Here is a 14378-nt window from a genome sequence, read left to right on the forward strand (position 1 = left end):
TTTAGTTATCGCTAGAAAAGTGTAGAAGCTTTTTAAGTTGAAGGCCAAATTTTTACTAATGAAATAATTATTTAAATTCGAGTCAAACTATCATGCTCGGTCAATTGCTGCCAAGCATTTAAATTTAAATGCTTGGCCTACTTTGTATCTACTTATTTCAATTGTGTAAACTTGCTGCTAAAAACACCAACCAGTAAAGCAAAAATAAATGCGGGCAATAATTCATAAAGGTCAAAAATACCACCCGATAGCTGCTTCCAAACGACTACGGTGACGGCACCTGTGATCATTGAGGCCAACATGGCTGTTTGATTGAACTTTTTATAATAGAGTGCAAGTAAAATGACAGGACCAAAACTGGCACCAAATCCAGCCCATGCATAACTGACTAAATCCAGTACTGATGACTCTGGTGACAGTGCTAGAACAAATGCAATACTTGCAACGGCGCCCACCATAATCCGGCTGAACCATAAATATGCTTGGTCTGTTTTTTGTTCTGATACTAATGGTTTGACTATATCTTCGACGATGACACTTGAACTTACTAACAACTGGGAATCAATGGTACTCATAATTGCTGCAAGAATCGCTGCAATGATAATGCCGGCAATCCAAGGGTTTAACAGCAACTGAGCGAGGTACATAAATACCGTTTCAGAGTTATCTAACGGTTTGTCATCAAACATGATGGCACCTACGATCCCGACCGCTGCTGCACCAATTAAACTGAGTACCATCCAAGTCATACTGATTCTTCTGGCTACCGGTAACGCTTTAGTGTCTTTAATCGCCATAAATCGAGCCAATATGTGTGGCTGGCCAAAGTACCCTAGGCCCCATGCCATTAAGGATGCAAAGCCCAACCAACTAAAGTCAGCAAATAAGTCCAGTAACTCAGGTCGTTCTAATGCTTCTATTTTACTACCAATATCATCTAGGCTTGTTAAGGCGATAATAGGTAATAACAATAGGGCAACGAGCATTAAACAGCCTTGGAAGAAGTCGGTCCAGCTAACAGCAAAGAAGCCACCAAAAAAGGTGTAGCTGACAATCACTATCGTGCCGATGATCAGCGCGGTGAAATAATCAAGACCGAATACCTGTTCGAAAAGCAGTGCGCCACCGACTAAACCAGAAGACACGTAGAAGGTAAAAAACAATAAGATGATTAAAGCCGATATGACGCGTATGACTTTACCTGAATCAGGAAATTGAGCCGCGAAGAAGCTAGGTAAGGTCAGGCTATTAGTCGATTCTGACTGCTCACGCAGTTTTCCGGCAACTAAGCGCCAATTCAGGTAGGCACCAATAATTAAGCCCAAGCCTATCCATATTTCAGATAGACCCGATAGGTATATGGCTCCAGGTAAGCCCAATAACAACCAGCCACTCATATCTGAAGCGCCGACACTTAACGCAGTCACGGCAGGGCCTAATTGTCTATCAGCTAACAAATAGCCTGATAAGTTGGAAGTTGCTTTGTACGCTAAAAAGCCAATGAAAAGCGTAACAAGTAGATAAAAAACAAATGCGAAGAGTAAAGGTGTATCAAACGCCATAAGTACAGGTTATCTTGTTATTTTTAATAAGCTCATAGTGTTCAATTCATGTTAGAAAAGCAACTGACCTGGCAAATAAAACCCTTTTCCGAACTGTCAACTTCATCGCTTTATGCGCTTTTAAAGTTAAGGCAAAATGTCTTTATGCTTGAGCAAAATAGCCTCTATGCCGATATTGACGACCAAGACCAAACTTCACAGCACTTGCTCGTTTGGCAAAGTGAACAGCTTATTGGTTATGCCAGAGTGATGTTTAATAAAACTTACTGTATCGATACCACACAAATTGAAGTGAATGTGATTGGTCGGTTTGTGCTTGCACCTTGCGCTCGAGGCCAAGGTGTAGCAAAACACTTATTTAAGCAAGCAATCGGTTTATGTTTAGCTAATTCATCTAAGAAGCCCATCAAGATATCTGCTCAATCTAATTTAGCGGCCTACTATCGACATTTTGGTTTTGAAACCACCGGCGAGGTTTATGATGACGGTGGGGTAGAGCATATAGATATGCTTTTGAAGGTGGCTAGTTAAGATAAAAAAGCCGATATACCTAAAGCATATCGGCAATATTTAGATTAAATGCGCCACTCGATGTTCTTATTGAACTTAGTTTCGAGTTTTTCAAGGCTTTCATTGTTCTCGCCAATCATAATGATGTCCGCTTTGTCGTAACGGATAGATTGGCCTTTGTATTGTTTAAATTCGAAAGGTTGCCAGCCCGTTAATTCTGATTTAGGTAAAACAAAAACTGTGACCTTGCTGTTTTTTCCTTCCATCACTAAATGCAAACTTTTTAAGCCATATAAGTCGCAATAGTTGGCGTAATAAACATGGCCTACTTCCTGGTTTAGTTGCATGCCAAAAGTGGCTAATTTTGCATTTACTTGTGCCAAGCTGTGATTTTCATTGACCTTATCGGCATAGCCAATTTCATGAAACATATGCTGCAGTGCATATTCTGAAACGGGCTGAGCTTGGTTGATTGGGTTGAAGAATAAGTGACTCAAGCCAATTGAAACCGTAAATATAACAGAGGCTGCCATGGCTAAAGACCAACGGCGCTTTTGTTTTTGCTCTTGCCTGAATTGTTCAAATGACTGCTTTAACAAGAGTTTATTGGCTAAGTCATCAGGTACATCGACAGACATGGCTTTAGCTAGGTTATTGTCCAACTCTTGCATTTCCGCGAGAAGTTGTTGTTTTTTCGGATCCTTGCCAATCGCCTCAGACTGCTCGGCGTCTAATTCAGAAGGCGCAGCAATGAGTTTTTTATGTAAGTCTAAATCATTCATTTTACTACCCTCAGTTGTGTATTTGACTCGTCCATAATGGCTTTTAACTGATTTTTAGCGCGGAATAAGCGAGTCATAACCGTGTTACTGTTGAGTTCTAAAATTTCGGCGATTTCGTCGCCGGTAAATCCACCTATCACTTGCAACACCAATGGCTCTCTGTATTCAGCTTCAAGTGATGCGATATGCTTGTGCAGCCAGTGTTGTTCGATTTGTTGTTCACTCGTCGCACTGAAATCATCGGATACGGTTTGCTCATCAACATCTGCAATATCAAATTGCTTGCGCTCGAAACGGCGGGCGTTTTCGCGCCTGAATATGGTGATTAGCCATGACTTCGCCGCTTTTTCGTCTTTAAGTGAATCCAAACTTTTCCATGCGCGCAAGAAGGTTTCTTGCGTGATATCTTCAGCCACACTGGCATCACCAGTAAGCCAATAGCCATATCTGTATATGTCTTGATGGTACGCTTGCACTAGGGCTTCGTAGCGTTTTTGTTTAGTAAAAGCATTCATGTCAGATAAGACCTGACTTTCTGAATTTTTCTTTCCTAATTTAAACATTTTTTTCGAAACCCTTACGTGAAGCCAAAAAGCTCAACTTAAGGGTTGAGCTTGGCAAGATTATTATTATTTTTTTGATGTTGTTTAATTAAGCGGGCTTCTCTTAATTTTAGCAAACATTTTTCCAGTGTTTTGTTTTGCCACTGGCTGGGTGTTGAGCTGTATCTCGCCGCTTGCATTGCATTTATTTCGGCCGTTAATTCATCATTAGCAAATAAAGCGTTAACCTGATGTAAATTTAAAATGGGTTTATTTGTTAACGCCGCAGCCCAGTTAGGGAGGTTTTGACAAATGCCACTAGTGTCCTCATTTTTCACCGCTTTTGCGAGTTTTTGCCAGGCCACTTTTTCTGATTCCGTTTCACGTGTTTGAGGTTGTTTTTCTGGCGCAATCAATCGCTTGTTTAATTGTTTTACATGCCAAATCCAAGCGGCAATTGTCAAAAGCCAAAGCAAACTGATAATGACAACTAAGTTATTCAATTGCCAAGGTTGTGCTTGATAAATGACTTTTTCTGTCACTTGAGCTGGCGTTACTTCATTGACGACTACGTTAGGATCTTGCACGGCTGTCGTTTGCGTGATCTCTGCTGCAGCAACGTTTATTTTTCTCGGAGGAATTTGAGCTTGCTCAACCCGCTCCATCTCTGTATTCCACCAAGTAACTGAAACGGCTGGTAACGTGATTTCACCTGCTTGATTAGGCACGATAGCAGCACTTTCAATGCGTTGAGAGATGACTTGCCCATCGCGATAGTTAGTGTGTGTTTGAGCTTGATCGGGATAAACTTTAATACTGCTAGGGTAATTAATCTTTATCTCAGGTAGCAGCTCTTTGTGAATGCCAAGCGCACTGAGTGTAATTGTGCGAGTGATAGGTTCACCGACTTTGTGTTCTGTTAATGGGCTAATTTCATCGTGCAGTTGCACGAGTGAAGAAGGTAACCAATGGCCTTGGTAATTTGCTGGAATCGGTTTGACATTAATGCTGACACTATTACCAGCGCGCTGGATTGTTTTACCTCTACCTTGAGAGAAGAAACTATTTCTGGAACGCGTTAGTACTTCACCAGAGAACAGAGGCGGCGAAATCTCCACCTGGCCGCTGCGCTGTGGTGTGATCGCATATTGGCGTTCAATCACCCGATAACGCATACCGTTAACCAGTAAATTTTTCTCTTGGTCTTGGCCAATTTGCTCGATGAGCGCATTGTCTAATTCTGGCTGACTTAAACTAGCTGAATCCAATAATGTTGCTTCGTTGATAAAAAGTCGACTGGTATAGATAAATTGTTGGTTTAGCCAAATTTCGTTGTTTGATACTTGGTTCTCTATGTAAACCATTCTCGGTTGACTATTGGCCGCCTGAGCACGGCGAACGACTTCAATGGGCAATTGATTTGAGCTAACACCATCTATGACAAATGGACCAATGGTAAAATTACCTGGCTTAATTGGAATTAAGCGCGTTTTGATACGTGTTAACCGGGTTGTTTGGCCATTAAAAATGCGAGTTTCATTGCTTTCACTTGACCCTAACACCCTAAAGTTTTTACTGACCGGCTCAAAATTAATTTTGTTCTGAGCAATACGCGCGTCAGCTAATATTTCTAGCTCAAAAGATTCATTCATCACAACAGGGTTAGTATCTACACTGATCCTAAGCTGACTCAATGCCCAGCTTTGCCAAGATAATAAAATTAAACACAACGCTTGAAGTAATTTATAACGCATTACCATTCTTGATTAACTCCTCTTGGCTGACGAGTTTGATTTCGCTTTTGAGATTCTAATAACATTTTTCGTTTCAACAAAAAGGCGGGATCGCCATCAACTTGATTCATGATCGCTTTCATTTTTTGCATTTGGGCTTTTTCTTCTTCAGATAACTCATCAAGTTCTTGTATGGCTTGTTGAACCTGTTCACCATCTTGTTTTGCTTCATCATTTTGTTGCGTTTGCTGCTCAGCCATTTGTTGGGCTTGCTCTGCATCTTGCTGCGCTTGTTCTAACGCTTCATTTTTAGCTGTTTGCTGCTCATTTTCAGTTTGTTCTGCTGCTTCTTTAGCTTGCTCTGATAAGTCTCCTGCTTCTTGTTCTGCGCGTTGCTGCGCTTCTGATTGGCTTTGCTCTGATTCAGCTTTGTCACTTTGCTGACTATTGGACTCGTCAGTGCCTTGTTCGCCTTGCTCTGATTCTTGTTGTTGGCCATCTTGTTGAGTGCCTTGTTGTTGACCTGATTGACCATCTTGTTGTTCTGATGCTTGTTGGTCTTGATTTTCACCCGAATTCTGGTCTTGTTGACCTTCTTGGTTTTGCTGTTGCTCTTGTTGCTGTTTTAACTGTTGAGCCATCGCTAAGTTTCTTTTAGCTGCATCAAAGTTTGGCTGTTTCTTTAGCGCTTGTTGATAGTTGTCAATCGCTGAGTCTAAGTCACCTAAGTTAACTTGGGCATTTGCTTTGTTATAGAGCGATTCAGCATCTTGATAGGGCGCTAGTTTATCTAACGCAGCTTGATAGTTGCCTTGCTTAAAGTCACTTGCCGCCTGCCATTTCTTCTCTTCAAATAGCTGTTGTGCTTGCTGATAATCACCTTGTTCGAAAGCTTGTTGCGCCCTTTGGTTTTTGGTTTGCCACAAGCTTTGCCAAAACGAGTGGTTAACCGTTTCTTCTTGTGCTTCATTGGCTATGACTTCTGGAGAAATTGGTAAATACAGTGCAACTAAGCCAATACTGACCAAAACGCCACGTCTAAAGGCATAAAGTGCAAAAGGGATGATCAACCAAACAAGATAGCTACCTGCATCTATCCAAGCATCACCAAATTCTTGATTTTTTTCACTTTCCTTTAACTCGTTACTGATTTTTTGATGTTGCATTAAAGCTTTGATATCGCGGTCGCTGGCAGTCGTGTCGACATAAAAACCACCGGAAGCTAAGCTCAGTTGCTGCAGCAATTTTCCATCGAGTTTTGGTATGACAATGGCACCGCGATGGTCTTTGAGTAATGCGCCATCTTCCGTTTTGATTGGGGCGCCTTGTGCTGTTCCGACCCCAATTGTTAATAAACGGTATGGGGATTGCTCAATAAACTGGTATAAATCAGGTAGCTGAGAGGCGTCTACGCCGTCTGTGATCCAGAAAATATCACCTTCTAAATAGCCAGCATTTTTTAATAAACTCGCAGCTTGTTCTAAACCCAGCAATGGATCGCTACCTTTTACAGGCATTAATTCAGGGCTTAAGCTAGGCACTAAATTAAGTAGGTTTTTATTGTCTGGTGTCAGAGGACTAATTGTAAACGCATCGCCGGCATAGGCTACTAGGCCTGTATCACCTTGGTTAATGCTATTGGCAATATCAATTACTTTATAACGACTACGCGTTAAGCGATCGGGTTTAATATCGGTGCTGCGCATAGAAAGTGACATATCAACTAAGATAACTTTGCCATTGGCACTTTCAAATACAGGTTGTTGGCGTTTTTCCCAAGTTGGGCCTGCAAGCGCAACACAAGCAATTAACCAACCTAATAACAACAGGTAATAAGGCAGAGTAGAGGCCTTTGATTCACTTCCGGTAAGTAAGTTTTGACAAAGGTGCTCAGGGATGAGCTTTTGCCAGCCTGAGCGTTTTAGTGGGAGTTGCAGTAGATACCAAAAAACGAAAATAAGTGGTAGCGCTGCGAGTAACCACGCGGGTCTTAAAAAATGAAAATCAGCCATTTTTCGAATTCCTCATGGCTAGTTTATTTAAACCTAATTGCTGGCTTAATAGCGCTGATAAGGCCATTAAAACCGTGAGTAGTAATGCAACTGCTAACGGGTAGTAAAATAAGCTGGTTAACGGACGCATTTGCAAGGTTTCAGATGAAATGGGTTCCAGTCTATCTAAGTGTTGATAAATTTGAGCCAACTCAGATGTTTTTCTCGCCCTGAAATATTCTCCCCCAGTGGCTTTAGCAAGCTGGCTCAATAGATTTTCATCAAGATCGGCTGATGCTGAGCGCTTACCAAAACCGAACCAGCCACCGCCTAGCACTTTATCTGAAGCAACACCTATGGTGTAAATTTTAATATTCTCTTCAAGTACCACCTCAAGGGCTTCTTCTGGGGTGACATTTCCAGCAGTATTTTGCCCATCTGTTAATAAAATTAACACGCGGTTTGAGTTTTCTTTTTCTTTAAAACGCTTGGCAGCAAGTGTCATCGCATCGCCGATGGCCGTGCGTTTACCCACCAACCCCAGTACACTCTCATCCAACATTTGCGATACGGTATTGCGATCGCGTGTTAGCGGTGTTTGTAAATAAGCAGTATCGGCAAATAAGATCAACCCCAGTGAATCCCCTATACGGCGTTGAATAAAGTCGGACATCACGTACTTAACCATTGTCAGTCTGTCGACTTCTCGGCCATTGATGGTCATATCGGGTGTATCCATAGAACCTGATAAATCAACTGCTAACATGATATCTCTGCCTTCATTGGGCAGGCTAACTGGCTCGCCAAGCCACTGTGGTTTAGCCGCAGCTAAGACTAAGCACAGCCAAATGAGCCAAATTAAAATGTGTCTAGGCTTATTACTTGTACTGGCCGATTGCTGAGCTTCCATCACATGGATTTGTGCTAAAGGAACTTTTAAAGCCACTGTATTGGCCTGTTTTTGTTTCGGTAACAGGTACATCAATAGCGGTAAAGGCAACAGGGCAAGTGCCCACAAGCTAGCGAACTCAAACATCATTCGCTCCTAACAGTCGATTAAATTGAGCCTTCTTTAACCAAGTTTCTGCATCTTTGATTAACTGGCTATCCAGTTGATTATTGGCTTGATACGTTTTTTCATTGATGAGGGTTAAGCTGGGGCGAAGCTTATCGGCAAGTGAGCTTGGGATCACCGAAAGTTGAAACGCTAACCATTTCTCACCATTTAATTGGGCGACTTGGTTTCTCGGTAAATAGCTCAAACTAGCTTGTTTAAATAAGGTATTGACCTCAATAGCCGTTTTAATACTGGTTATTTGGCTTAATGCCTGACGGCGCGGCTTTTGCTTTTGCCAATAACGGTAGCTATAAACCGATGCGAGACCGATAATGATGAGGGCTAAAACACCGATTAACCACCAACCAATAGCCGGTAGTTGACTGACCTGTTCTGGCAGAACGTAGTCATTAAATGCGGCCATCGGGTCGGCTTGGTTGGCCGGGGCATTTACAGGTGGTAAATTATTTGCAGTTGTCACTTGTTATCACCTCACCATCTGCTCAATTGGTTTTCAATCGGTTTTGCAGCAGAAATATTGATGATTTGGCATTTCACTTTTTTTAATTGTTTCATCAAATCGGCATGATGTTGTTCTGCTTCACTTTGATACTGCTGGTTAAAGCCGCGGTCACCAATTAACAGTTGACCTTGTTTTCCTTCTTCCTCAACCATTAAGGCTTGTTTGTATTTGGCATCAGGTAATGTGTGTTCAATCGGGTCGCTAACATTAAAGGCTATCAGTTCACAGTGTCTCGATAATTGGCTTAGGTGTTTAGCACTCACATCATCAAGCTGTCTAAAGTCGCTGACAATACAAATCATTGAGCCGGGTTTAGCTAGGCGTCTTAATCTGGCAAGTGCATCATTGAAATTGGTTTTCGACGTTTGTGCTGTGTGGTTTTGACTCAGGGTTTGCAGGGCGTGCAGATATTGAAGTACACCTGCTTGTCTTGATTTAGGTTTCAACTCTAGGTGAGTATCTTGATTAAAAACGATACCGCCTAAGCGATCGCCTCTTTGTTTGGCTCGCCACGCAATGAGTGCACTTAAATGGCAAGCTTGCACAGATTTGTACAATAACTGAGTACCAAATTGCATGGTTTGGCTCAAATCCGTTAATACAAATACAGGGCGCTCTTTTTCTTCGCGAAATAACTTAGTGTGCGCTTTGCCTGTTCTTGCGGTCACTCGCCAATCGATCATCCTCGGATCGTCACCCGTTTGGTAGTGCCTGACTTCGTCAAACTCCATTCCACGGCCTTTACTTTTGGCAAGGTAATTACCGGCCAATTTGGCTTGATTGGCAATTTTGGGCGTCAGTTGTAACAGGCCTGTTTTACCTCGGTAGTAAAGCAGCTCCTTTATGTCAGTAACTACGCCGTTACTGCCAGTAGCCTCAAGCCAGTTGGCTAAATCATTCGCTAACACAGACATAGGTTAGTTTAAGGCACTGCAACTAAACTAAGAATATGAGCCAGCACTTGATTTGCACTAATACCATCTGCCTCGGCTTCATACGTCAGTAAAATACGGTGTCTTAGTGTATTGAAAAATACCGCTTGGATATCTTCAGGTGTGACAAAATCACGTCCTGCCAGCCAAGCTTTAGCTCGGGCGCAGCGCTCAAGCGCAATGGTGGCGCGAGGACTGGCGCCAAAGCCTATCCAACTTGCTAGTTTCTCGTCGTATTGCGCGGGCTGGCGCGTTGCAACAATCAAGTTAACTAAATAATCTTCTAATTCTTCTGCCATGTGCAGAGATAAGATCTCTTTACGCGCAGCAAATATTTCTGCTTGGCTTAACGGCTCAGGCTTGGCCACTTTTTCTGCTAATGCTTCATTACGCGTGAGTTTTAAAATAGCTTTTTCTACTTCTGCACCCGGGTAATTAACTTCAAGGTGCATTAAAAAGCGGTCAAGTTGAGCTTCTGGTAGTGGGTAAGTACCCTCTTGCTCTAGTGGGTTTTGCGTTGCCATGACTAAAAACAGTTCTGGCAGTGCATAAGTCTTTTGACCCACTGTAATTTGTTGCTCGGCCATGGCTTCTAATAGTGCCGATTGCACTTTGGCCGGTGCTCGGTTAATTTCATCCGCCAGCACTAGGTTGTGAAATAGTGGGCCTTGTTGGAACACAAAGCTGCCGTCTTCTGTTCGGTAAATATCGGTACCGGTTAAGTCGGCCGGAAGTAAATCTGGTGTGAACTGAACGCGGTGGAAGTCGCCTTCTAAGCCATTTGCTAAAGCGTTGATTGCACGGGTTTTAGCCAAACCAGGGGGGCCTTCTACTAACAGGTGCCCGTTTGCAAGAAGCGCAATCAAAATATTCTCGGTTAACTCACCTTGGCCAATGACCTGCGAGTCTAGATACTTTTTTAACTGTTTGAACTTTTCTGCCGCCATAATCGTCTATGCTTATGCTTTTAATTTTTTGTTGTGTCGTTTTATATAGGGTTTTAAACCACAATTTCAAGCACAAATTGACAAAATAAAATGGCATATTTAATACCTAAGTCGAGTTTCAAAATCAGAAAAATCTGCATAAACTCAATGTATTAACTGATCTGACCAGCGTGCTGAAAAGCACTTAGATAATTTTATAAGCTCATCATTACGGAGCCTTTATGAGCCAATTTCAGCTTAAAACATCTCAAGGGCAGCGGATCGCCGTTGTCGCCGGTTTAAGAACGCCTTTTGCAAAGCAATCTACTTTTTTCAAACAAGCTTCAGCGCTCGATATGGGCAAAGTAGTGGTCAATGAACTACTTAAAGTGAATGACTTAGATGCCAAAGAAGTTGAACAATTGGTATATGGACAAGTGGTTCAGATGCCTGCCGCTCCTAATATCGCTAGAGAAATCGTATTGGGCACAGGGATGAATGTGGCAACAGATGCTTACAGTGTTTCCAGAGCATGTGCGACCAGTTTCCAAGCAACAGCGAATATTTGCGAGTCAATTTTAGCTGGCCAAATATCAGTTGGTGTCGCTGGGGGGGCTGATTCTTCATCAGTATTGCCTATTGGGGTTTCTAAGCGTTTAGCTCAGACGCTAGTTAGTTTGTCTAAAGCACGTTCTTTAGGCGCTAAGTTATCAGCATTTAAACATTTAAAGCCGCAAGATTTATTACCCGTTCCTCCTGCAGTGGCAGAATATTCTACTGGGCTGTCTATGGGACAAACGGCTGAGCAAATGGCCAAAAGCCATCAGATAAGCCGACAAGAGCAAGATGCACTAGCACATCGCTCTCATCAGCTTGCGGCAAAAGCTTGGCAAGATGGTTTATTAGCAGAACAAGTGATGACCGCTTATGTACCTCCCTACAAAGACTTTTTAACGCAAGATAACAATATTCGTTTTAATTCCGAGCTTGATTCCTATGCCAGATTAAAGCCCGCATTTGATCGCCAACAAGGCTCTGTTACCGCGGCTAATAGCACACCACTGACTGATGGCGCGTCTGCCATTATTTTAATGCGTGAAGACAAAGCAAAAGCACTTGGTTACCAGCCTTTGGGTTATATAAAAAGTTATGCTTTTACTGCCATTGACGTGTGGCAAGATATGTTAATGGGGCCTGCTTATTCCACGCCTATTGCTTTAAAGCGAGCAGGGATGAACCTAGCTGATTTGGATTTAATTGAAATGCATGAAGCTTTTGCTGCACAAACGCTAGCCAATGTAAAAATGCTAGCGTCGACACAATTTGCCAAAGACAAACTAAACCTTAGCGCGGCGGTTGGTGAAATCGATATGGATAAATTTAATATTAATGGTGGCTCTATTGCTTATGGCCATCCTTTTGCCGCGACTGGTACTCGCCTGATCACCCAAGCATTACATCAACTTAAACAAACAGGTGGTGAAACGGCTTTAACTACTGCTTGTGCTGCCGGTGGTTTAGGCGCAGCAATGATAGTGGAGGCTGCATAATGAGCGCATTACTCGCATTAGAATTAACGGATTTTAGCGTTACGGTAAACGACGCCAACATTGCAATTATCTATTTAGATGTACCTGAGCAAAGTATGAATGTGCTCAGTAGACGCACCATGAATGAGATAGAAATGTTGCTAGAAGCAATTCAAAGTGACAAGCAGCTCAATGGTGTTGTTGTGACAAGTGGTAAAGATGACTCCTTTATTGCAGGTGCTGACATTCAAATGTTAGATGATTGTCAGTCTGTGGAAGAAGCGCAGCAGTTAGCCTCGCGTGGTCAAAGCATTTTTAATCAAATAGAACAAAGCCGAATTCCTTTTGTCGTTGCGATTCATGGTTTGTGTTTAGGTGGCGGGTTAGAAATGGCCTTGGCTTGCCATTATCGAATTTGTACCGATGATGAAAGTACTCAATTAGGTTTGCCTGAAGTGAAAATTGGTTTGTTGCCGGGCAGTGGTGGCACACAAAGGTTACCAAGAACGATCAATTTGCAAACGGCTTTGGATATGATGCTAACTGGCAAACAGTTACGTGCCAAACAAGCATTAAAGCAAGGGCTCGTCGATAAATGTGTACCTAAAAGTATCCTGATTGAAACGGCGATTAAAACCATTGAAAGTGGTATCCGACGCAACAGTGAAATCAAGCGCAACATACTAGGTAAGGCGCTTGAAACCAGTTCGATTGGTCGTGGAGTGATCTTTGATAAAGCTTTAAAAGCGGTTAATAAGAAAACCTTAGGCAATTACCCCGCGCCTAGTAAGATTATTCAAGCTGTGCGTTATGGTTTGGATACAGGTAAAGCAGAAGGCTTAGCATTAGAAGCTAAATTATTTGCAGAGCTGACTCAAACTAAAGAAAGCCAACAGTTACGCAACTTATTTTTTGCTGCAACCGAGCACAAAAAAGAAGCCAAGGCTTTTGAAGGAGACCGAGCTAAAAGTGCCTTGGTCTTAGGCGGTGGCTTAATGGGTGGTGGAATCGCCTATGTCAGCGCGGACAAAGCAAACGTGCCAGTTAGAATCAAAGATATCAACGAGCAGGGCATTGCTAATGCAATGAAATACAGCTTTGATTTATGGCAGAAAAAAGCCAAGCGCCGTTTTATTACTCAGCGGCAGCTCGAAGCTAATATGGCTAAAATTACCGGTACTACAGCGTATAACGGTATTAAAAATGTCGATATTGTCATTGAAGCTGTTTTTGAAGATTTAGCCCTAAAACAAAAAATGGTTGCCGATATTGAAGCGCATTGTAGTGAGCAAACTATTTTTGCCTCGAATACGTCTTCATTACCTATTGCTGAGATTGCAAAAGACGCAAAACGACCAGAAAACGTGATTGGGTTACACTACTTTTCGCCAGTCGACAAAATGCCTCTTGCTGAAATAATTGTTCATGATAAAACGTCAGAGCAGACCATTGCGAAAACTGTCGACTTTGCTCGTCGTCAGGGCAAAACCCCGATTGTTGTAAAAGATGGCGCAGGGTTTTATGTCAATCGTATCTTAGCGCTATACATGAATGAGGCGGCAAATCTATTAGCTGCGGGTGAGCCCATCGATAAAATTGATCAGGCTTTGACCAAGTTCGGCTTTCCTGTTGGCCCAATCAAACTGCTCGATGAAGTCGGGATTGATATTGGTGCGAAAATTTCTCCTATTTTGACAGAAAAGTTAGGCGAGCGTTTTAGCACACCATCATTGTTTGAACGGGTTTTATCAAATGGTCGAAAAGGGAAAAAGACCAAATCTGGTTTTTATCAGTACAAGGTTGATTTCGTTGAGCAAATCAAGGGTATTAAGCCTGGAAAACTAGTCGATAAAGATATCTATAATGTACTTGGAATAACGCCTCTACCTAAGCGCAGTGCTGAAGAATTAGTTGAACCATGTGTTATTCAAATGCTCAACGAAGCTGCGCGCTGTTTAGAAGAGGGCATTATTCAATCGCCACGGGATGGTGATCTAGGTGCTATTTTTGGTATTGGTTTTCCGCCTTTCTTAGGTGGCCCCTTTAGGTATATGGATAGCTTAGGTATTAGTTATTTGGTTTCATTACTCAACAGTTATCAATCGCGTTATGTCGGTACTGGGGGGCGCTTTGAACCTTGTCAGTTACTGATTGATATGGCTGAAAAAGGTGAAACTTTCTACCCTCAGCCTGAAAAGCCATTTGATAATATTGCAGAGCCAGAGCCAGAGCCAGAGCCAGAGCCAGAGCCAGAGCCAGAGCCAGAGCCAGAGCCAGAGCCAGAGCCAGAG

The 14378-nt window shown here is 42.5% G+C and carries 12 protein-coding genes; 3 read left to right on the top strand and 9 right to left on the bottom strand.

Annotation, left to right across the window (positions count from 1 at the left end):
• Positions 1-152: 152 nt before the first annotated feature.
• Positions 153-1562, bottom strand: coding sequence for a sodium/proline symporter PutP (putP, locus tag HR060_RS13355; protein ID WP_174200795.1), 1410 nt, complete (start codon positions 1560-1562; stop codon positions 153-155).
• A gap of 48 nt (positions 1563-1610) precedes the next feature.
• On the opposite strand from putP, the gene HR060_RS13360 reads away from it, so the two are divergent.
• Positions 1611-2093, top strand: a complete 483-nt coding sequence (locus tag HR060_RS13360; protein WP_174200796.1) for a GNAT family N-acetyltransferase — start codon at positions 1611-1613, stop codon at positions 2091-2093.
• A 44-nt stretch (positions 2094-2137) separates the two neighbouring features.
• Here HR060_RS13360 and HR060_RS13365 read toward each other — a convergent pair whose 3' ends face one another.
• From HR060_RS13365 to HR060_RS13400, 8 genes are read right to left on the bottom strand one after another with little or no spacing between them, the layout of a single operon-like run.
• Positions 2138-2854: a DUF3379 family protein gene (locus tag HR060_RS13365; protein ID WP_174200797.1), complete on the bottom strand. Its 717-nt coding sequence runs from the start codon at positions 2852-2854 to the stop codon at positions 2138-2140.
• Positions 2851-3417, bottom strand: a complete 567-nt coding sequence (locus HR060_RS13370; protein ID WP_174200798.1) for a sigma-70 family RNA polymerase sigma factor — start codon at positions 3415-3417, stop codon at positions 2851-2853. Before HR060_RS13370 ends, HR060_RS13365 begins: the two co-directional genes overlap by 4 nt.
• A 38-nt stretch (positions 3418-3455) precedes the next feature.
• Complete coding sequence (locus tag HR060_RS13375) at positions 3456-5150, bottom strand: BatD family protein (RefSeq protein ID WP_174200799.1); 1695 nt, start codon at positions 5148-5150, stop codon at positions 3456-3458.
• Positions 5150-7141 carry a vWA domain-containing protein gene (locus HR060_RS13380; protein WP_174200800.1) on the bottom strand — a complete coding sequence of 664 codons (1992 nt, stop codon included), beginning with the start codon at positions 7139-7141 and terminating at the stop codon, positions 5150-5152. The genes HR060_RS13375 and HR060_RS13380 overlap by 1 nt, the downstream gene beginning before the upstream one ends.
• Positions 7134-8159: a VWA domain-containing protein gene (locus HR060_RS13385; RefSeq protein WP_343044236.1), complete on the bottom strand. Its 1026-nt coding sequence runs from the start codon at positions 8157-8159 to the stop codon at positions 7134-7136. Before HR060_RS13385 ends, HR060_RS13380 begins: the two co-directional genes overlap by 8 nt.
• The gene (locus HR060_RS13390; protein WP_174200801.1) at positions 8149-8658 is read right to left on the bottom strand and encodes a DUF4381 family protein; all 510 of its coding nucleotides are present in this window, start codon (positions 8656-8658) and stop codon (positions 8149-8151) included. The genes HR060_RS13385 and HR060_RS13390 overlap by 11 nt, the downstream gene beginning before the upstream one ends.
• Positions 8659-8669: 11 nt before the next feature.
• Entirely contained in the window at positions 8670-9614 is a 945-nt protein-coding gene (locus HR060_RS13395) for a DUF58 domain-containing protein (protein ID WP_174200802.1), read from the bottom strand.
• A gap of 8 nt (positions 9615-9622) precedes the next feature.
• Complete coding sequence (locus tag HR060_RS13400) at positions 9623-10579, bottom strand: AAA family ATPase (RefSeq protein ID WP_174200803.1); 957 nt, start codon at positions 10577-10579, stop codon at positions 9623-9625.
• A 221-nt stretch (positions 10580-10800) separates the two neighbouring features.
• On the opposite strand from HR060_RS13400, the gene fadI reads away from it, so the two are divergent.
• Both fadI and fadJ read left to right on the top strand, forming a co-directional pair.
• A complete protein-coding gene (gene fadI, locus HR060_RS13405; RefSeq protein WP_174200804.1) occupies positions 10801-12108 on the top strand; it encodes an acetyl-CoA C-acyltransferase FadI in 1308 nt (435 codons plus the stop codon).
• Positions 12108-14378, top strand: a 2271-nt coding sequence (gene fadJ, locus HR060_RS13410; protein WP_174200805.1) for a fatty acid oxidation complex subunit alpha FadJ, incomplete at its 3' end; no start/stop codon positions are given. The genes fadI and fadJ, both read left to right, overlap by 1 nt.

The organism is Marinifaba aquimaris (assembly GCF_013328345.1).
Taxonomy (GTDB): Bacteria; Pseudomonadota; Gammaproteobacteria; order Enterobacterales; family Alteromonadaceae; genus Marinifaba; species Marinifaba aquimaris.